19 protein-coding genes and 1 pseudogene are annotated in these 19,566 nt (G+C 42.0%); 13 read left to right on the forward strand and 7 right to left on the reverse strand.

What is annotated here, in order from left to right; all coding sequences use genetic code 11:
* Window positions 1-14: 14 nt before the first annotated feature.
* Both JR005_RS08280 and JR005_RS08285 read right to left on the reverse strand, forming a co-directional pair.
* The gene (locus JR005_RS08280; RefSeq protein ID WP_004992950.1) at window positions 15-1,817 is read right to left on the reverse strand and encodes an acyl-CoA dehydrogenase C-terminal domain-containing protein; all 1,803 of its coding nucleotides are present in this window, start codon (window positions 1,815-1,817) and stop codon (window positions 15-17) included.
* A gap of 289 nt (window positions 1,818-2,106) precedes the next feature.
* A complete protein-coding gene (locus JR005_RS08285; protein ID WP_218664875.1) occupies window positions 2,107-2,487 on the reverse strand; it encodes a hypothetical protein in 381 nt (126 codons plus the stop codon).
* A 129-nt stretch (window positions 2,488-2,616) separates the two neighbouring features.
* On the opposite strand from JR005_RS08285, the gene baeS reads away from it, so the two are divergent.
* Together baeS and JR005_RS08295 are read left to right on the forward strand one after the other, a co-directional pair.
* Window positions 2,617-4,314, forward strand: a complete 1,698-nt coding sequence (baeS, locus tag JR005_RS08290) for a sensor histidine kinase efflux regulator BaeS (protein ID WP_218664876.1) — start codon at window positions 2,617-2,619, stop codon at window positions 4,312-4,314.
* Between the two features lie 6 nt (window positions 4,315-4,320).
* The gene (locus tag JR005_RS08295) at window positions 4,321-5,007 is read left to right on the forward strand and encodes a response regulator (protein ID WP_004992959.1); all 687 of its coding nucleotides are present in this window, start codon (window positions 4,321-4,323) and stop codon (window positions 5,005-5,007) included.
* A 47-nt stretch (window positions 5,008-5,054) separates the two neighbouring features.
* On the opposite strand, the gene JR005_RS08300 is transcribed toward JR005_RS08295, so the two are convergent.
* The 4 genes and pseudogenes from JR005_RS08300 to JR005_RS08310 form a co-directional block, all read right to left on the reverse strand.
* Window positions 5,055-5,432: an MmcQ/YjbR family DNA-binding protein gene (locus tag JR005_RS08300; RefSeq protein WP_151835027.1), complete on the reverse strand. Its 378-nt coding sequence runs from the start codon at window positions 5,430-5,432 to the stop codon at window positions 5,055-5,057.
* Window positions 5,433-5,481: 49 nt separating this feature from the next.
* Window positions 5,482-5,553: pseudogene (locus JR005_RS14760) on the reverse strand (L,D-transpeptidase catalytic domain protein); the annotation flags it as partial.
* A 137-nt stretch (window positions 5,554-5,690) separates the two neighbouring features.
* On the reverse strand, window positions 5,691-7,133 hold the full coding sequence (locus JR005_RS08305; protein WP_218664877.1) for a protein adenylyltransferase SelO: 1,443 nt from the start codon (window positions 7,131-7,133) through the stop codon (window positions 5,691-5,693).
* A gap of 124 nt (window positions 7,134-7,257) precedes the next feature.
* Window positions 7,258-8,046 carry an SDR family oxidoreductase gene (locus tag JR005_RS08310; protein WP_218664878.1) on the reverse strand — a complete coding sequence of 263 codons (789 nt, stop codon included), beginning with the start codon at window positions 8,044-8,046 and terminating at the stop codon, window positions 7,258-7,260.
* Between the two features lie 141 nt (window positions 8,047-8,187).
* Between JR005_RS08310 and mazG the strand changes: the two genes are divergently transcribed.
* The 9 genes from mazG to yjgA all read left to right on the forward strand — a co-directional run bounded on the left by mazG (window position 8,188) and on the right by yjgA (window position 14,884).
* Entirely contained in the window at window positions 8,188-8,961 is a 774-nt protein-coding gene (gene mazG, locus JR005_RS08315; RefSeq protein WP_218664879.1) for a nucleoside triphosphate pyrophosphohydrolase, read from the forward strand.
* A 15-nt stretch (window positions 8,962-8,976) separates the two neighbouring features.
* Window positions 8,977-9,438: a ComEA family DNA-binding protein gene (locus JR005_RS08320; protein WP_218664880.1), complete on the forward strand. Its 462-nt coding sequence runs from the start codon at window positions 8,977-8,979 to the stop codon at window positions 9,436-9,438.
* A 130-nt stretch (window positions 9,439-9,568) separates the two neighbouring features.
* Window positions 9,569-11,023 carry a polynucleotide adenylyltransferase PcnB gene (pcnB, locus tag JR005_RS08325; protein ID WP_218664881.1) on the forward strand — a complete coding sequence of 485 codons (1,455 nt, stop codon included), beginning with the start codon at window positions 9,569-9,571 and terminating at the stop codon, window positions 11,021-11,023.
* Window positions 11,020-11,508 carry a 2-amino-4-hydroxy-6-hydroxymethyldihydropteridine diphosphokinase gene (gene folK, locus JR005_RS08330; RefSeq protein ID WP_218664882.1) on the forward strand — a complete coding sequence of 163 codons (489 nt, stop codon included), beginning with the start codon at window positions 11,020-11,022 and terminating at the stop codon, window positions 11,506-11,508. The genes pcnB and folK overlap by 4 nt, the downstream gene beginning before the upstream one ends.
* A gap of 36 nt (window positions 11,509-11,544) precedes the next feature.
* Window positions 11,545-12,354 (forward strand): 3-methyl-2-oxobutanoate hydroxymethyltransferase, encoded by an 810-nt coding sequence (gene panB, locus JR005_RS08335; protein ID WP_010588722.1) that lies wholly within the window; start codon window positions 11,545-11,547, stop codon window positions 12,352-12,354.
* Window positions 12,355-12,357: 3 nt separating this feature from the next.
* Entirely contained in the window at window positions 12,358-13,203 is an 846-nt protein-coding gene (panC, locus tag JR005_RS08340) for a pantoate--beta-alanine ligase (protein WP_218664883.1), read from the forward strand.
* 24 nt (window positions 13,204-13,227) lie between these two features.
* Window positions 13,228-14,079 (forward strand): RNase adapter RapZ, encoded by an 852-nt coding sequence (gene rapZ / locus JR005_RS08345; RefSeq protein WP_004992999.1) that lies wholly within the window; start codon window positions 13,228-13,230, stop codon window positions 14,077-14,079.
* Window positions 14,076-14,345 (forward strand): HPr family phosphocarrier protein, encoded by a 270-nt coding sequence (locus tag JR005_RS08350; RefSeq protein WP_004994657.1) that lies wholly within the window; start codon window positions 14,076-14,078, stop codon window positions 14,343-14,345. Before rapZ ends, JR005_RS08350 begins: the two co-directional genes overlap by 4 nt.
* 2 nt (window positions 14,346-14,347) lie before the next feature.
* Window positions 14,348-14,884, forward strand: a complete 537-nt coding sequence (gene yjgA / locus JR005_RS08355) for a ribosome biogenesis factor YjgA (protein ID WP_004994654.1) — start codon at window positions 14,348-14,350, stop codon at window positions 14,882-14,884.
* A gap of 77 nt (window positions 14,885-14,961) precedes the next feature.
* Here yjgA and JR005_RS08360 read toward each other — a convergent pair whose 3' ends face one another.
* Window positions 14,962-16,602, reverse strand: a complete 1,641-nt coding sequence (locus tag JR005_RS08360) for an acyl-CoA synthetase (RefSeq protein ID WP_218664884.1) — start codon at window positions 16,600-16,602, stop codon at window positions 14,962-14,964.
* Window positions 16,603-17,039: 437 nt separating this feature from the next.
* Here JR005_RS08360 and thrS point away from each other — a divergent pair, with 437 nt between their 5' ends.
* Window positions 17,040-18,962: a threonine--tRNA ligase gene (thrS, locus tag JR005_RS08365; protein ID WP_218664885.1), complete on the forward strand. Its 1,923-nt coding sequence runs from the start codon at window positions 17,040-17,042 to the stop codon at window positions 18,960-18,962.
* Between the two features lie 5 nt (window positions 18,963-18,967).
* The gene (gene infC / locus JR005_RS08370; RefSeq protein WP_080632311.1) at window positions 18,968-19,519 is read left to right on the forward strand and encodes a translation initiation factor IF-3; all 552 of its coding nucleotides are present in this window, start codon (window positions 18,968-18,970) and stop codon (window positions 19,517-19,519) included.
* The last annotated feature ends 47 nt before the right edge of the window (window positions 19,520-19,566 follow it).

A 19,566-nucleotide genomic window follows, 5' to 3' on the forward strand; every position in this document is an offset into this window, starting at 1 on the left:
TAGGCAGGTTCAGATTAGAACGCAAAGTGTTCTGCATCTAATGCCATAAGGGGTTCTAAGCCTGTTGAAAGTACATCGACATGCGAACGAACACGTGGCAAGATTTTCTTGAAGTAGAAACGTGCAGTGGTGACTTTAGCGTTGTAGAAGTCAACATCTGTTGTACCTGCCGCTAATGTTTCCTGAGCAACCAATGCCATACGTGCCCATAAATAAGCCAGTGTGACATAACCAGAGAAGTATAGGTAATCAACTGCTGCTGCACCGACTTCATCAGGGTTTTGCATCGCACGCATACCAATTTGCATGGTGAGATCGCCCCATTCTTTGTTCAGGGCAGCCAAAGGTTCAACAAACTCTTTCAAGGCTGCATTGTCTTTGTTCGCCTCAACAAATTTATGAATGATTTTGGTGAAATCACGTAGCATCGCACCTTGAGTTTGTAGAACTTTACGACCTAACAAATCAAGTGCCTGAATTTCAGTGGTTCCTTCGTATAGGCAAGAGATACGTGTATCACGAACAATTTGTTCCATGCCATGCTCAGAAATAAAGCCATGACCACCGAATACCTGTACGCCGTGTTTGGCAGACTCTGAACCTGTTTCAGTCAGGAATGCTTTCGCAATTGGAGTCAATAACGAAAGAATATTGTCCGCAAATTTGCGTTCTTCTTCAGTTGTACCTTGCTCAACTACGTCTGCGTATTGAGACAAGAAATAAACAAGAGCACGACCACCTTCTGCAAATGCTTTTTGAGTCAATAACATGTTACGTACAGCAGGATGTACAATAATCGGATCTGCTTCTTTTTCAGGTGCTTTAGGACCAGAAAGAGCACGCATCGCCAAACGATCTTTGGCATAAGCTAATGCACCTTGGAACGATGCTTCAGATGCAGATAAACCTTGAACCGCTGTACCAATACGCGCAGTATTCATGAAGGTAAACATGGCATGTAAACCGCGATTTTCAGGTCCGATTAAGAAACCTTTTGCATTGTCAAAGTTAATGACACAAGTCGCGTTACCATGAATACCCATTTTATGTTCAATAGAACCACAACGAACTGCATTGCGGTCACCTAAAGAACCATCAGCATTTACATTGAATTTTGGTACGATAAATAATGAAATACCTTTGGTACCTTTAGGGGCACCAGGTAAGCGCGCAAGCACGATATGAATGATGTTTTCAGCCATGTCGTGTTCGCCAGCAGAGATAAAGATTTTCTCGCCAGAGATTGCAAAACTACCATCTTCATTTGGTTCAGCTTTAGAGCGGATGATACCAAGGTCTGAACCCGCATGAGATTCAGTTAAACACATGGTTCCTGTCCATTCACCAGAAACAAGTTTTGGCAAATAAGTTGATTTTTGCTCATCAGAACCATGATGCTCAATAGTACGTACCGCACCATGAGATAGACCTGGGTACATGCCCCATGCCCAGTTTGCTGCACCGACCATTTCAGAAATGGCCGTCCCTAGTGAACCCGGTAAACCTTGACCGCCATGTTCTTCAGGCACTGCAAGAGAAGGGAAACCGAGTTCGATATATTTTTGATAGGCTTCTTTAAAACCTGTAGGTGTGGTGACAACGCCGTCATTCCATGTACAACCTTCACGGTCACCGATTTGGTTCAGTGGAGAAAGTTCGTTTTCACAAAAATCCGCAGCGGCTTCTAAATATTGATCCACCAATTCACGGCTGACGTTTTCCTGAAATGCAGGAAGTTTTGCATAGTGTTCTTCGGCATTTAATAATTCATGCAAAACAAATTGCATATCACGTAGCGGCGCTTTGTATTGTGGCATATCGGGTTCCTCAATACTGGTTAAACCAGAGTTATAATCCTAATCAACGATAATGGTGTCTGATGACACATCTTTTACTTTTACATCGTGCAACAACTTATTTATATGTACAAGCATTTGCGCGTGAACATCCATGACTGTAAAGTCAAAGAAAATGCTGTTGAAATACCTAAGTACATTGAGTCTAAACACTTTTATCTAATTTTTTATGAAAGGAATAGTCAAAAAACGTAAAAAGTTGTGTCCACAAAAAAAGACGCTTGCGCGTCTTTTAACGATTAGATTTTGCTTATGAGGCTTTAACTGGTGCTGTTGGAGCAGGTGGAGCCATGCGATCGTCCATTTTGTTCGGTTTAAAACGTATTTGACAGGTTCCATCAATGGTTTTATCACCCACTTTGACTTGAATAGCTTGACCTACTGTTTTACCCACACAGGCTTGTTGAATTTGTTCAAACTGAGCTTGACGTTCAGCACGACGTTGTTGCATTTCAGCGCGTTGTTCAGGGGTTAATTTATGACGTTTCATAAAATGTTTGCCTTGAGGGCCATCATCCATCATATGACGCGCGGGTGGTTCTTGTGGAGCTGTTGTAGATTGACAGGCAGCTAGACTTCCCATCGTGACCACTGTTGCAGCAAGCATGACAACTTTAGATAACTTATTCATTTTGATCCCCACATTTATGTTGATTTCATGCATTAAAGATTAAGTAATAAACATGAAGAAACAATGGAGAGTTTTTTGAGTGAGTGTTCGCTACAATAGTGAATATAGAAGAAAAATGAGAGTTTACTTTTGAAGATTCGTCGTGTGCCCATCGCCTTGCGTCTGTTTCTGACTGTATTATTGACTACATTGGTCATTACTACACTGAGTCTGGGCGTTTTGCATTGGACCATGCAGAAAAACTTTGCCCGCTATGTGGCAGATGTTGAGATGCAAAAGCTGGATCATCTTATTACCAATTTGGGCAATGTATATAGCGTTTATCATGATTGGGGCAATGCGATTCAGGCGCAGATTTTACAAATTGAAGGGGATGCTGCTCCAGACGATTATGATCGTTTGTCTCGTTGGTGGTTGCGCCGTCAGTATGACATTGCGCTACAACAGCGGATGTTTAAAGAACAAACCTTGTTGAGTCTTTCTCCAGAACTTTCACATAATATCGAGTTTCAAAATCGTCCAATTTTGGATGAGCAAGAACGCAAATTTATTGAGGATAATTTACCTTCTGAATATCAGCCATTTGAAGGGCTTAAATTTCCACTCAGTTCCAATCAAAATTTATTTCGTCCCAACGACAAAAATAAAGATCCCCATCGACCACCCCGTCTTTCTGAAATGGCGGGCATGATGCCGCAAGACGGCAAAAAGCGTTTTATTTCCATGCCTGACCGATTGGGGCTAAGTTCACGCCTCTCGCTGTATGATGTTCATCATCAGTTTGTCGTTGGTGAGCCATCGAATGAACAACTGTCTTTTCGACCGATTATGGTTGGTAATCAGGTTGTCGGTTATTTGGGCTTAAAACCTGTACTGGATCAGGATGATGCCTTAAGTATCAACTTCTTTAGTAATCAAAAACGCTTTTTACTGTTAATTTATACTTTCTCTGTACTGGCAAGTTTAGTGGCGGCATTATTACTCGCGACCTATTTTAAAAAACCAATTCAGCGCTTATTGGACGCCACTCGTGAATTGACACAGGGGAATTATCAACATCAGGTCACGATTAAACGGAATGATGAGCTCGGCGATCTGGCCGCACAATTAAACCAGTTAGCGATAATTTTGGATCAACATGAACAGTCACGTCGACAATGGGTGGCGGATACTTCGCATGAATTAAAAACTCCGTTGAGTGTGTTACAGGCGCAGATTGAAGCCATGCAAGATGGGATTCGCAAAGCCAGCCCTGAACATTTAGATGCCATGATGCGTCAGGTGACGAGCCTGAAGAAACTCACACAGGATTTGGGTGATTTGGCACAGGCAGATGCACAGCAACTAAAATGTTATTTTACCGAGGTCAATCCATGGGAGGCGATGGTACAAGAAGTGGATAACTTTAGGCCGAAGTTTGAACAAGCAGGGCTTAACGTTTCTATAGACGGTCAAGGTACACTTTTACAATTGGATATAGACCGTTTTAAACAAATTATGGTCAACTTGCTGAGTAATAGCGTTCGCTATACTGAACAAGGCGGCCAGATTCATATTCATACGCAGGAAACCAGTCAGCATTGGAGTGTCATTGTGGATGATAGTCCATTGGGTGTTGATGATGAACAGCTTCAACGTTTAGGCGAACGCTTCTATCGTGTAGATGATTCCCGTACCCGCAGTACAGGGGGGACAGGTTTGGGGCTGGCACTTTCATGTAAGCTTGCGCAGGCTTTGGGTGGCCGTTTAAGCTTTGCACATTCACCGCTGGGTGGTCTACGCTGTATTTTGACCTTTCCAAAAACACAGTCTATACATAAGGAATAATTGACGATGAAACATGTAATGTTGGTTGAAGATGAAGTTGAATTGGCTCATCTGGTGCGTGACTATCTGCAAGCCGCAGGTTTTGAAGTCAGTATGTTTCATGATGGTCAGGAAGCGTATGATAGCTTTTTACAACGTAAACCTAGCTTAATGGTATTGGACTTGATGGTGCCACGAATGGATGGACTGACCATTTGCCGTAAAGTTCGGGAACAGTCCGATTTACCGATTATTATGGTGACGGCGCGTACCGAAGAAATTGACCGTGTGCTTGGTTTAAATATGGGCGCAGATGATTATGTGTGTAAGCCATTTAGTCCTAAAGAACTGGTTGCGCGGGTACAGGCAGTATTGCGCCGTTTAGACCGTAAGGCAGAACCGGAGCAAAATGATTTATTCCGAATTGATAAAGCGCAGCAACGAATCTGGTATCAGCAAAAATCGTTAAGTTTAACGCCTACCGAGTTTCGTCTTTTGGAATTGTTTTTGGAACATGTCGGACAGGTTTATTCGCGTGCACAGTTATTAGATCATATTAATCCAGATAGTTTTGATGTGGCCGATCGTGTCATTGATAGTCATATTAAAAACTTACGCCGAAAGGTGACTGAGGCTGCGGATACAGGCAATCGTCATGAATGGATTCAGGCCGTTTATGGGGTTGGCTATCGTTTTGAATATCCAGAAGATTAAAAAATAATCTGAGCAGCATGATGGATTGCTGCTCATCCAAAATTTACTTATTTACTCGACAGAAGCTTGATACGCATTTTTTGGGTTTTATTCAATTTACTGACCACGAGCGCGTATGAAGATTTAACCATATCTTCAATAAAATCTGCGTCAATATTCTGCCCCTCAAATATCGAAATCCAGTGTTTTTTGTTCATGTGATAGCCTGATGTAATTGAGGGATATAACTCTTTTAATTCATCTGCTTGTTCTGGTTTAATTTTAAGATTGATAAACTTCTGTTGCTTCAGTTCGCCTGTTAATAAGAACATTTTGTCAAAGACCTTGATCACATTACACTGAGGGCCAAAGGGATGAGATAACACAGTTTCAGGTTGTTCCAGCGCAATCTGGATAGCCAATTTTTGTATTTTTTCGGCATTCATTGATGTCCCTCATTCAAGGATAGATCTCGATTGTTGTGTTATTTTTGACTCATTGCCAAATTTCATCCATGTCACGATTTGACACCGCAACACAACCCCATGTCCAGTCATCTTTTGGCAGTCAAAATAAGTTGGTTGTTTATTCTACATATTATGTTCAATGACTTATATTTGATTCGTCATGAGAAATTATCCTGTGGATAATCACAATGTTATCCACAGAAAATGGGGATAACTGTGATTATTCTTCAACCCTGATTAGGACGAACAGCTCACCATAATTTCAGGGATGTCGCTAGGAAGGGGTGCTAAATCTTCAGGTTGTTCCAGCTCAGGTTGTGGGGTGAAGGGGTGACGCAATAACGTAAATAATCGTTCGACTTCACTCAAATCACTACGCTCAGCCTGTTCGATGGCTTTTTGCGCCATATGATTTCTTAAAATATAAACTGGATTGGCCTGTTGCATCTGAGCATTCAGTTGTTCGATATCCTGCTGTTCACGAATAGCATGGTAACTTTGTAAAAACTCATCGAACTGACGAATATCGAGACAATCATCACGAAGCGCTTTGTATTGCTGGTTTTGCAGGCGCAGAAAACTTTGCGTGTAATCCAGTTGTTCAGTTTGCAAAATACGCAGAAAAGCCATACCACAATCAAAGCTGTCTTTATGAAAATCAGGAAGCCCCATTTTTTTGCATAGACCTGCGCTATAGGTGGCTAAAAAAGTCGGTTCAAAATCTTCGAGACAATCGGCTAATTGCGTTTTAAACTTTTCTTTATCTTCAGGCTTGGCTAGAGGAATGAGATTGTTGAGCCACATCCATAAATTCCAATGTGCAATGCTCGGCTGGTTTTGATAGGCATAACGACCCTGATGATCTGAGTGGTTATTGATCCAATTGGGACGAAAGCGTTCCATAAAGCCATAAGGGCCAAAATCTAAGGTAGAGCCTGTGATGTTTAAATTATCGGTATTCATGACCCCATGAGCAAATCCTACCAGTTGCCATTGGGCGATCATTTTGGCCGTGTTTTTAATCACGCCTTGGGCAAAAGCCAGAATCGGTTGTTCCGTTTGTAATGCCTCTGGATAATGCCATTCGATACATTTTTGAGTAAATTCTGCGAGTAATTCAGGCGCATATTGATTGATCCATTCAAAATGCCCCAAACGAATATGACAATCGGAACTGCGCAATAACATTGCGCCTTGTTCTAGTGTTTCACGTTGTACACCCTGACTTGATGTCGTAAAACCCACCGCATTACTTGACGCAATACCTAAACTGTTTAAAGCATGTCCTGCCAGATATTCACGAATCACTGAGCGTAACACCGCACGACCATCACCCATCCGCGAATAAGGCGTCAGTCCTGCACCTTTTAAATGTAAGTCGATAGTTTGACCTGAACGATTCAAAATCTGAGCGATCAATAAGCCTCGACCATCACCGAGTTGACCCGCCCACTGTCCAAATTGGTGTCCCGCATAGACCATAGCCAGTGGCGGAAATTCTGCAAAGGTTTTTTGTCCACTACAGATTTCAACCCATTGCTGTTTATCCTGTTCAGACCATTGTAAATCATCCGCCAGTTCAGCATTAAAATGCCCTGCTTGAGCCCCTTTCAGTGGTACAGGCATTTGTTGATGATAAAGCTTTGGACTTAAGTCTGGATAACGTGAATTGAAATACATGGCAAAGGAGGGATCAGGGGCTGTAAAAGCACTATAGCAAATAATTCCGCCTCTGCCTAAGCCACAAACTTTCTAGTCGAGTCGGATTATTTTATCTGGATCGTCTTTAGCGAGAGGTTTGTTATTATCTAGAAGATTTCTTTCTTCGACTGATCATTAAATTACTCAAACGATTTAAAAACTGCGGGCTGATGCTGGATAATTGATATAAAACTTTGGCTTTTACACCGATCGGTGTATGCGTTGCCCGAAAAACATGATCTTTTTGTTGCGCGAGTTTTAATACTTCAGCGGCAACATCAGAGGGACTCAAGTTTACGCCCATATTTTGAATGCTGCCTGCATCCATATTTTTAACCATCGCGGTTTGTACAAAGAGCGGCATGACATCCAAAACCCGAATGCCATATTTTTGCCATTCCACATCCAACGCTTCAGTCAGTCCACGGACTGCGAATTTACTGGCTGAATAAGAACTCAAATCCGCCTGTCCATAAATGGCAGAAGCCGATGACAGATTAATGATGCGAGCCGAACGAGCTTGTTTGAGATAAGGCAAAGCTGCATGGCAGCCATTGAGTACGCCTTTGACATTAATATCAAGGGTTCGCTGATGGGCTTGGATATTGGTATGTTCAAATGCACCCGAGTAGAGGATGCCTGCATTATTGACCAGAATATTAAGTTCACCGGCCCATTGTACAAACTGTTGCAAACTACGCTGCCAGTTGTCGTAATCACTGACATCCAGATAGCCGGCGAAGGCACGAGAACCTAATTCTTTAGCAAGTTTTTGACTCTGGATCTCATTAATATCAAAAATACCGACCAGATAGCCGTGTTGATAAAAAGTGCGTGCAATTTCAGCTCCAATCCCTTGAGCTGCACCTGTAATCAGGATACTTTGAGCCATATTTTTCTCATTTGTTTTGGGTAAACGGTTTTAATAGGTTTTTGTTAAAAGAGCATGCGCATTTCCAACACGCTGAGTCCACATCATAACAAATCTGTTTTTGAAATGAATGCGCTTCGATGACTTATAAAGGAGTTAAACATGCAACAACTACTCAATATTATGCGTGAATTACGTGAAAAGTGTCCGTGGGATCGTGAGCAAACGCCTTTAAGTCTAACTCCATATGCGATTGAAGAAGCTTATGAAGTTGAAGCTGCGGTTCGCGAAGGCCATCTGGATGAGATTCGAGATGAGCTAGGCGACTTACTGTTACAAGTGGTGTTTCAGGCACAAATGTATAGTGAACAGGGGGCTTTTGATTTTCAGGACGTGGTCGATGCGATTTGTGAAAAACTGATTCGTCGTCATCCACACGTATTTCAAGCGGAACAGTTTTCAGCACTTGATCCTGATCAGGTGAGCGAGTTATGGCAACAGATTAAGCAGCAGGAAAAACAGGGTAAACCCAAGTCACGTTTAGATGAGATCAAACATGGTCCTGCACTCAATCAGGCACAAGAACTCCAAAAGAAAGCGGCAAAGCTGGGATTTGACTTTGAGACGATTGAAGATGCTTATGGCAAAGTAAAAGAGGAGCTTGGCGAGTTTGAACAGGCACTTCAGGCGCAACAATCCGATGAAATACATGAAGAATTTGGAGATTGCCTATTTTCTCTGATCAACGTTGGACGTAAACTTGGGCTGTCCAGCGAATCCGCACTTCTGGCCACCATTTTTAAGTTTAGACAACGTTTTGCGTATATTGAGCAGCAAGCGACTTTACAACAAAAAATTTTAGAAGAGATGAGTCTACAAGAAATGGATGCGCTCTGGGATCAGGCGAAACAACAATTAAAACTTGGGTCTTTATAATCAGGTCTTTATAAAATGGCAATGTTACACAAGATGATTACGTTACGACAACTTTCACTCTATTGGATTCAGATCAGTATTTTATGTTTATTCTCAAGCATATTACATGCTCAACAATTTGATCAATCTTATCAGTCATGGAAAACTCAGCAACAAGCACATGATCAGCGTTTAAAAGCATCTTCTTCTACAGCGGACTATTATTTGGGTAAGCCAAGCTTACAAAATACTTCGGCAACATCAAAACAATCATCATCTAAAAATAATTCTTCAAAGAATTTGGGAGGCAAGATTAATCTCAATACAGCTTCTACACAGGAACTGCAACAGCTCAATGGCATTGGAGAGAAAAAAGCACAAGCGATCGTTGATTATCGTAACCAGAATGGTCAATTTAGATCAGTCAATGATTTGCTCAATATTAAAGGGATCGGGCCAAAATTTATTGAAAAAAATAAATCAAATCTTGGTTTCTAATACGCAGGATTTAACAAGATTTTTGAGCTAAGTGCCTAATCATTGAGAGAATCAAATTGCCCTTTAGGCGGGTTAGAGATATGATTAGCGCATCTTATCATTTACGTTCAGACGTAGGAGACAGCGTCTTTTGCAAACTTTGCGCGCGTCAAAATGTGGTTTATCTACAACGCAACTTCCTTCTTCTATCTTAGATGTGATCGATAGTCTGACCAAAGCAGGCTATGAAGCCTATATCGTTGGTGGTGGGGTTAGGGATCTCATGTTAGGTCTTAATCCTAAAGATTTTGATGCTGTCACCAATGCTACACCTGCTCAGGTAAAAGAAGTTTTTGGACGACGTTGTCGTATTATTGGACGACGTTTTGAGCTGGCACATGTGTATTCTGGTCGTGAACTGATTGAAGTGGCGACTTTCCGTGCGCCGCCTAAAAAGGCAGTCACCAGTACATCAGGTATGATCTTGCGTGATAATAACTGGGGCACCATCGAACAAGACTTTGCTCGACGTGATTTTTCAATTAATGCGCTGTATTATCAACCACGCAAAGGTATTGTGCTGGATTTTTGCGATGCTATTTCTGATGTAAAAAATAAAACTTTACGCTTATTGGGTGATCCAAAACAGCGTTTTGAAGAAGATCCAGTCAGAATGCTTCGTACACTGCGTTTTGCAGCCAAATTAAATTTTGATATTGGTCCTGACATCTTAAAAATCTTTGATGTCGAAATGACGCAACTGTTACGGGACGTATCTCCGCATCGTCTATACGATGAGTCGCAAAAATTATTCACGATGGGGCATTTGGCTCGGGTTTTACCTATGCTCATCGAATTTGATATCTGGAAGCAATTATTTGCAGATATTAAGCCTGATATCAGCAAATTTATTGAACTTGCCGCGAAAAATACCGATCAGCGTATTCAAATTGGTAAAACCATTAACCCTGCATTTTTCTATGCGGTGTTGTTATGGAAGCCTTTTTTAGAGCGTTGTGATTTTTATCTGGCGAAAGGCATTGTTCCTGCTGAAGCCCGTGCGCAGGCAGGTTTAGACGTACTTAAGCGCCAAGCCACCCGTACTGTTATTCCTCGTTTTGCAGAAACTTTTATTCGTGAAGTTTGGGAAATGCAGGTACGTTTACTTAATCCTAAACCTCAACAAATTGAAGCACTTGCAAGTCATGCGCGTTTCCGTGCAGGTTTTGACTTTTTGTTGTTGCGTGAAAAATCGGGTGATGATTCAACGCAGGGCATGGGACAATGGTGGGATCATTATCAGTCCCTGTCGAGTGATGAAAAAGAAACTGCGATTAGCCAATATAATCGACAACGTGCTAAGACGCGCCGTAAACAAAATATTGAAGCAAATGAATCTAAAGACACTACGGCTGAAATTGAACCTTTAGTCAACGTACCAGAAGCACGTAGTCGTCGTGCGCGCCGTGAACAACCGCGTAGTAAAGACCATGTGGCTCGTAGTCCCGAATCTTCGACGGCAAACCTCAATACTGATCACCCAATTATGAAGCGTAAACGGGTACAGCGTGATTTGAGTCAGGTTGTTTTTGGACCTACTCAATGAGTGTTGTCACCTATATTGGGATGGGCAGTAATTTAGGTGATTCCCGTCAGATTCTTCAATATGCAGTTCAGCGTTTAAAAGATTTGGGTCAGGTTCAGGTTTCCCGACTTTATCAAAGTCCTCCGATGGGACCGCAGGATCAACCGTATTATTATAATGCAGCGGCACAGTTAATCACTTCGCTTGAACCTTTGGATTTGCTGGATCAATTACAACGTATTGAACAAGAAGCGGGTAGAGTACGTCTGCGCCGTTGGGGTGAGCGTACATTGGATCTGGATTTACTTATTTATGCTGAGCAAAATATTCAAAATCAGCGTTTGACTGTGCCACATCTTGGGTTACTTGAGCGTGATTTTGTGATTGTACCTTTGTTGGATATTGATCCTGATCTCATTGTAAAAGGTCAAACGCTAAAAGATTTAGAACTGGTAAAACATCCGTCTTTAACTGTTGTGGCGGATCGCAACTGGGTTGAAAAATAACTTGCCTGTTCGGGTTGGTTGATAGAGGACATCATGATGATTAGTCTAAGTGACTTAAGAAAATTTAAAAGCGAAGGACGCAAGTTTTCCTGCCTGACCTGCTACGATGCGAGCATGGCCAAAGCGATGGAGCTTGCTGAGGTTGATTCAATTTTGATTGGTGATTCTCTGGGAATGGCAATTCAGGGTCATGACTCTACGTTGCCTGTGACTGTTGATGATATGGCTTACCACACTGCTGCGGTACGCCGTGGAAACAGCCATGCATTTATCATGACTGATCTACCCTTTATGAGCTATGCCACCTTAAATGATGCTTTGCAAAGTGCCAAAAAAGTCATGCAGGCAGGCGCGCAAATGATCAAAATCGAAGGCGGTGCGTGGCTCAGTGAATCTGTCCGTGTATTGACACAAAACGGTATTCCTGTTTGTGTACACTTGGGTTTAACCCCACAATCTGTGCATGTGTTTGGTGGTTATAAATTACAAGCCAGAACTCGTGAAGCCGCAGATCAGTTAATCGCAGACTGTACTGCGGTGGTGGACGCAGGTGCTGCGATTTTATTACTGGAATGTGTTCCTGCACAATTGGGTCAGGAAATCGCTGAATTATTTCCAAACATTCCTGTTATTGGGATTGGAGCTGGTCATCAAACCGATGGTCAGGTCTTGGTGGTACAAGATATGCTGGGTTTGACATTCGGGCGTGTGGCACGATTTGTACGTAACTTTATGAAAGAGCAATCAGGTGAAACTGCGATTGTGGATGCGTTTAAAGCTTACCATGCAGCTGTGCAAGATCAATCTTTCCCAGCACCAGAACATACTTTTCAGGTCGAGTTATAACTCATGAAAACAGAAACAACCATTCATGGATTGGCGGCATCTTTACAAGCTGCTCGTGCGGCGCGTAAAAGTATTGGCTTTGTACCAACCATGGGGAATTTGCACCAAGGACATTTGAATCTGGTGCGTGAAGCAAAAAAACTCTGTGATGTCGTTGTGGTTAGTATCTTTGTGAATCCAATCCAGTTTGGTGAAGGCGAAGATTTCGAAAGCTATCCGCGTACTTTAGAGCAAGACAGTCATTTATTGGCAGATGTCGGTTGTGACATTATTTTTGCGCCTACTGTCGATCAAATGTATGGCAAGCAACCACGTTTGACCAATATCACGGTCGGTGGTATTACCAATGACCTCTGTGGTCAATCACGTCCGGGTCATTTTGACGGTGTTGCAGTTGTTGTCACGAAACTGTTCAATATTGTGCAACCAAACTTTGCATTCTTTGGACAAAAAGATTATCAACAATTGGCAGTGATTCGCCAGTTTGTAAAAGATCTAAACATTCCTGTTGAAGTGATTGGAGTGCCGATTGCGCGTGCAGAAGACGGTTTGGCATTGAGTTCACGCAATGGTTATCTGACCGAAGATCAACGTAAAATTGCACCGACTATTTACCAATCTCTGAAACAGGCTGAAAAAGAGTTGCATACAGGTCATTCACTATCTGATGTGTTACAAAGTATCAAAACGCAATTGACAGTTGCGGGCTTTGTTGTGGACTATGTCGAAGCACGTCAGCCAAACTTGCAGCCAATTGAGATATTTAATCAGGACATCGTATTGTTTGTGGCGGCAAAATTAGGCTCAACACGTCTGATTGATAATTTGCAGGTTCAATTTAAGGCATAATACTCATAAAAGGACAGCCATGCCATGAAGCGTATTCTTATCGTCACGGGACAATCTGGATCGGGTAAATCCTCAGCATTGCAGGTTTTAGAAGATCTGGGTTATTACTGTATTGATAACCTACCTTTGGCATTGCTGCCAGAAATTGTGTCTAAACTAGATCATGAAAATAATCTGGAACAGTTAGCACTTGGGGTGGATGTTCGAAGTACACGGGCAGACTTGCAGGAATTTGATCAGGTGTTTGAACAATTACAGCGACACGGTTCAGTCGATGTGATTTATTTAACCACGCAGGATCAAGAGTTAATTGCACGCTTTAGTTCCTCGCGTCGTCCGCATCCATTGGCGAGTCGTTTTAAAAGCCTGAATGAATGTATTCAGGAAGAAAAACAGCTGTTGATGCCGATTCAATTTCGCTCAACGGTACATATCGATACCACTGATAAAAGTGTGCATGATCTTAAGCATACTTTACTTTCGAAACTGGGGCAGTCAGACAAATTAATTCTGATTTTACAGTCATTTGGTTATAAACATGGTATTCCCCTAGATGCCGACTATGTGTTTGATGTACGGCATTTGCCTAATCCGCATTGGGATTTGGAGTTACGTAAATTTTCAGGATTAGATCAACCTGTTCAGGAATTTTTGGAAGCCAGTGAACAAACCAATGATATGTTTAATGATGTCTATCATTTTTTAGATAAATGGTTGCCTGTTTTTGCAGAAGGGCATCGACATTACATGACGATTTCGATTGGTTGTACAGGCGGTCAACATCGCTCAGTCTATATTGTAGATAGACTAAAAAAGGCACTTGAGGCAAAATGGTCTATTCAGGTTTTACATAGAGAAATGAAGCACTGGTCATGATTGATACCACTGTTGATGTAATTAATAAACTTGGCCTACATGCACGTGCGTCGGGGAAACTGATCGAAGTGACAACGAAATTTCGATCTTCTATTCAGATTGGTAAAGGCGAAAAGCTCGTCGATGCCAAAAATATTATGTCCTTGCTGATGCTTGGTGCTGGTAAGGGCACGACTTTGCGTTTGGTGATTGACGGCGCTGATGCTGAAAAAGCAGAAGAGGAAATCAAGGCATTATTCGCAGCAAAATTTTATGAGGCAGATTAACCGTGGCACGTCGTCCCAATAAGCGTTACAGTGAAGAAGATTTTGATTCTTTAGAAGGGCGTGCAAGTAAAACCGAACAGAAGAAAGCTGTGCAGCGTATGGCAGCACTGGGTGAACAGTTGGCAGAGCTTTCTGCGAAACAAATCCAGAAGTTGCCTGTAGATGAACGTTTAATTGATGCTTTGCTCGATGCTCAAACGATTACTTCATTTGAAGCACGCCGTCGTCAATTCCAGCGTGTGGGTAAGTTGTTACGCAATGAAGATGAAACGGTTATTTTGTCCTATTTGACCCCACAACAAGGACTCAAAAAACAGGCACAATTACAGCGCTGGGTCGATCGTATGATTGAACAAGGTGACCCTGCGATTAATGAATTTAGTAAACTGCATAATGCTTCTGAACGTCATACCTTACGTCAGCATGTATTGCGTATTCAACGTGACATCACTCAAGCGGTAAGCGAAGAAGAACTTGCAGCCTCCAAGTTAAAGCTTTTTAACTATGTACAGCAAGTAGCATTACTATCGGATAATTGATTTTACTGACAGTTTCAAACGATGAACTTATAGTGAATGCCAGTCAAATCAAGTGTTGACTGGCATTTTTATTGACGTTAATTAAACTCACCTGTGGCACGTTGTTTGGCCCAGTCACGTAAAATAAACTTCTGTAATTTACCTGTTGAGGTTTTTGGAATCTCGGTAATCACAATATCTTTAGGGACTTTAAAACGCGCCAATTGTTGCTGACAATGTGCAATTAATTCATCGGTACTGACACTGATGCCTTGTTTTAATTCAATAAAAGCGCACGGAACTTCCTGCCAGCGTGGGTCAGGTTTGGCAACGACTGCGGCGGTCATGACCGCTGGATGCTGATATAACACTTCTTCCACTTCAAGCGATGAAATATTTTCACCCCCTGAGATAATTACATCTTTGGCACGGTCAGTAATTTTGGCATAACCATCGGCCTGACAAACGGCTAAGTCGCCGCTATGAAACCATCCGCCTGCAAACGCTTCTTCAGTTGCTTTCGGATTTTTCAGATATCCCTTCATCACAATATTGCCACGGAACATAATTTCCCCCAGTGTTTGTCCATCGGCAGGCACAGGTTGCATAGTTTCAGGATCGAGTACCCGCATACTGTCTTGCAATGGATAAGGCACACCCTGACGAGAATGTAACTGTGCCTGTTCCTGAATCGATAAATCATTCCAGCCGGCCTGAGAGGCACAAAGCGCAGAAGGGCCATAAGTTTCAGTGAGTCCATAAACATGGGTCACATTGATACCAATATGGCGCATCCCTTCAATAATCGCAGCAGGTGGAGCTGCTCCAGCAACCATGACTTCAACGCGATGATCAAAATGAACCTGTTTGTCTTTAGGGGTATTGATCAACATGGATAATACGATGGGTGCGCCACAGAAATAATCCACTTTATGTTTGGCAATCAGCTCAAATACAAGCTCTGGATCTACTTTACGCAAACAGACATTGGTGCCGCCATTGGCGGCAATCGTCCATGCGAAACACCAACCATTACAGTGAAATAATGGCAGCGTCCATAAATAACTGGCACGAGGCGTCATACCACAAGCAATAATATTACTTGCTGCATTGAGATAAGCCCCGCGATGATGATAAACCACACCTTTTGGATTACCTGTGGTGCCAGAGGTGTAATTCAGACTAATCGCATCCCATTCATCATTGGGAAGTGACCATTCAAAATTGGCATCGCCTTGACTCAGCCACGTTTCATATTCAATTTGACCAATCGGATTGGAAAGTTCAGATTCATATTCGAGATCAGCAACATCAATGACATAAATTTGTTGTGAGATCAGCGCTAGAGCTTCCCGAGCAACATGAGCAAATTCTGGATCGACTAAAAGTACTTTGCTTTCTGCATGTTCCAACATAAACGCAATGGTTTTGGCATCAAGTCGGGTATTCAAGGTATTTAGTACAGCGCCTGCCATAGGAACAGCAAAATGTGCTTCGATCATGGCAGGGATATTCGGAAGTAAGACCGAAACTGTATCGTTTTTTTGAATCCCCAATTGTTTTAACTGATGTGCAAATTGACAACAACGTTGATAGGTTTGTTTCCATGAGAGCTGACGTGCACCATGAATAATGGCTGCCTGATCTGGATAAATATAAGCGGCGCGCTCTAGATACCGTAAGGGTGAAAGTGCTACAAAATTGGCAGCCGTTTTAGGTAGCTCATCATAAGCATTCATGGCAATAGACTCCGTGTCATTGTTTTAATGATTGTTAACTAAAAGATAGGGGTTTAATTTCATCAAATCATTTAGGCTTTAGTCTTAGAATATGGGTTGCAACCTATGAGCTTTAAATGCTGGATGAAAAAACCTTGTGGTTATTTTTATCATAAACGCCTCATAAACTAATCCGAGCAATAATTTTGCGTCTATTTGTTTTTATATGATTGAGCTTGTAAATGCTCCAATTGTCCTCATTAACTAAGACATGAATGCAAAAAATTGAGAAACTTATCTTTTTTTAAGTGTAGCTGTTTTCTCAAACTCTTAACCCGTGTAAAATTCTGCCATAATTTTATATTATCCACCGTTTTTATCTTTTGAGGTCTTCCTCGATCATAATCTCGCGGTGATATGCTCCATTGTGCGGGGCATCACTCCTTAAGGATTTTCTTATGCCAATTATCACATTGCCAAATGGCGATCAAAAATCATTTGATCAAGCTGTCTCTGTTATGCAAGTCGCTCAGAGTATTGGACCAGGTCTTGCTAAAAATACCGTTGCGGGTCGTGTCAACGATCGCCTTGTAGATGCATGTGATTTAATCACCGAAGATGCAAGCTTACAAATTATTACGCCGAAAGACCCAGAAGGTGTCGAGATTATTCGTCACTCTTGTGCGCATTTGGTTGGACATGCAGTCAAGCAATTGTTCCCTGACGTGCAAATGGTGATTGGGCCTGTGATTGAAGAGGGCTTTTATTACGATATCTTTAGTCCAAAGCCATTTACTTTAGAGGATATGGCAGCGATTGAAGCACGTATGAAACAATTAATCGATCAGGACTATGATGTCATTAAAAAAATGACACCGCGTGCTGAGGTGATCAAAGAATTTCAATCTCGCGGTGAAACTTATAAATTACGTTTGATTGATGATATGCCTGAAGAAACTCAAATGGGCTTGTACTATCATCAGGAATATGTGGATATGTGCCGTGGTCCTCACGTGCCAAATACCAAGTTTCTAAAGAACTTCAAGCTGACTAAAATTTCAGGTGCTTATTGGCGCGGTGACGCTAAAAACGAGCAATTACAGCGTATTTATGGTACAGCGTGGTCTGATAAAAAAGAGCTTGCGGCGTATATCAAGCGTATTGAAGAAGCGGAAAAGCGTGACCATCGTAAAATTGGTAAGGCGCTTGATCTATTCCATATGCAAGAAGAAGCACCGGGTATGGTGTTTTGGCATGCCAATGGCTGGACGATTTATCAAGTCCTCGAACAATACATGCGTAAAGTTCAGCAAGACAATGGTTATCAGGAAATCAAAACCCCGCAAATTGTCGATTTTAGTTTATGGGAAAAATCTGGACATGCAGCAAACTATGCTGAAAACATGTTTACCACGCATTCTGAAAACCGTAATTATGCTGTTAAACCGATGAACTGTCCTTGCCATGTGCAAGTCTTTAATCAGGGTTTAAAATCTTACCGTGATTTGCCGATTCGTTTAGCCGAGTTTGGCTCCTGTCATCGTAATGAACCATCTGGTTCTTTGCATGGCATTATGCGTGTACGTGGTTTTACTCAGGATGACGCGCATATTTTCTGTACCAAAGAACAGATTGGAAAAGAAGTTGCAGACTTTATCCAATTAACTTTGGATGTCTATAAAGACTTTGGTTTTGAAGATGTACAAATGAAACTTTCAACTCGCCCTGAAAAGCGGGTGGGTGAAGATGCACTTTGGGATCTGGCAGAAAAATCATTGGCAGATGCCTTAGATGCTGCTGGACTGGATTGGGAATTACAACCCGGTGAAGGCGCATTCTATGGTCCAAAAATTGAGTTTTCATTAAAAGACTGTTTGGGTCGTGTTTGGCAATGCGGTACCATTCAATGTGACTTTAACTTGCCAGAGCGTCTGGATGCCTCGTTTGTGACAGAAGACAATGAGCGTGATCAGCCTGTCATGTTACATCGTGCAATACTTGGCAGTTTTGAGCGTTTTATTGGTATACTTATTGAACACTATGCGGGTTTTATGCCACCTTGGTTATCACCTGTACAAGCTTGCGTCATGAATATTACTGATTCGCAAGCTGAGGCATGCCAACAAGTAGTGGCAAAACTCAAAGAAAATGGTCTTCGAGCGATTTCTGACTTGAGAAATGAGAAAATCGGCTTTAAGATTCGTGAGCGTACACTTGAGCGTATTCCGTACCTTTTGGTTCTTGGTGACCGTGAAGTTGAAGAAGGTACTGTTAATGTTCGTACTCGCTCAGGAAAAAATTTAGGTACTATGTCAATTGATGCATTCATTGACTTAGTGAAATCTGCCGTTGCCGAACGTGGCCGGTACATTGTGGAGTAAGAAAGATTAAACAGCCTGATCGTAACCAACAACAAGGTGCAAAAAGTAACCGTCCTGCGATTAATGACGAGATCCGTGCAAAAGAAGTACGCCTCGTAGCCGCAGATGGAGAACAAAAAGGGATCGTTTCACTTGCTGAAGCGTTGCGTGCTGCCGAAGATTCAGATCTTGACCTAGTCGAGATTGTTGCTAATGCAGAACCACCTGTTTGTAAAATCATGGATTACAACAAGCACTTGTTTGATTTGAAGCAGAAGCAAAAAGATGCGAAGAAAAAACAGCATCAAGTACAGGTCAAAGAAATCAAACTACGTCCAGCAACGGATGTAGGTGATTATCAGGTCAAGCTTCGTGCGATTTTAAAGTTCCTTGAAGAAGGGAACAAAGTTAAAATCACGTTACGTTTCCGTGGTCGTGAGATGGCACACCAACAGTTAGGTTTGGCGCAATTGCAAAAAATTGAAGCAGACGTGACCGATTTTGGTGTGGTTGAACAGGCTCCGAAAATGGAAGGTCGTCAAATGGGTATGTTACTTGGACCGAAAAAGAAAAAGTAAGTTTTTATCCATTTCAAAAAACGCAGCCGAAACGCTGCGTTTTTTTG

The organism is Acinetobacter sp. Colony158, assembly GCF_019264745.1.
Taxonomy (GTDB): Bacteria; Pseudomonadota; Gammaproteobacteria; order Pseudomonadales; family Moraxellaceae; genus Acinetobacter; species Acinetobacter ursingii.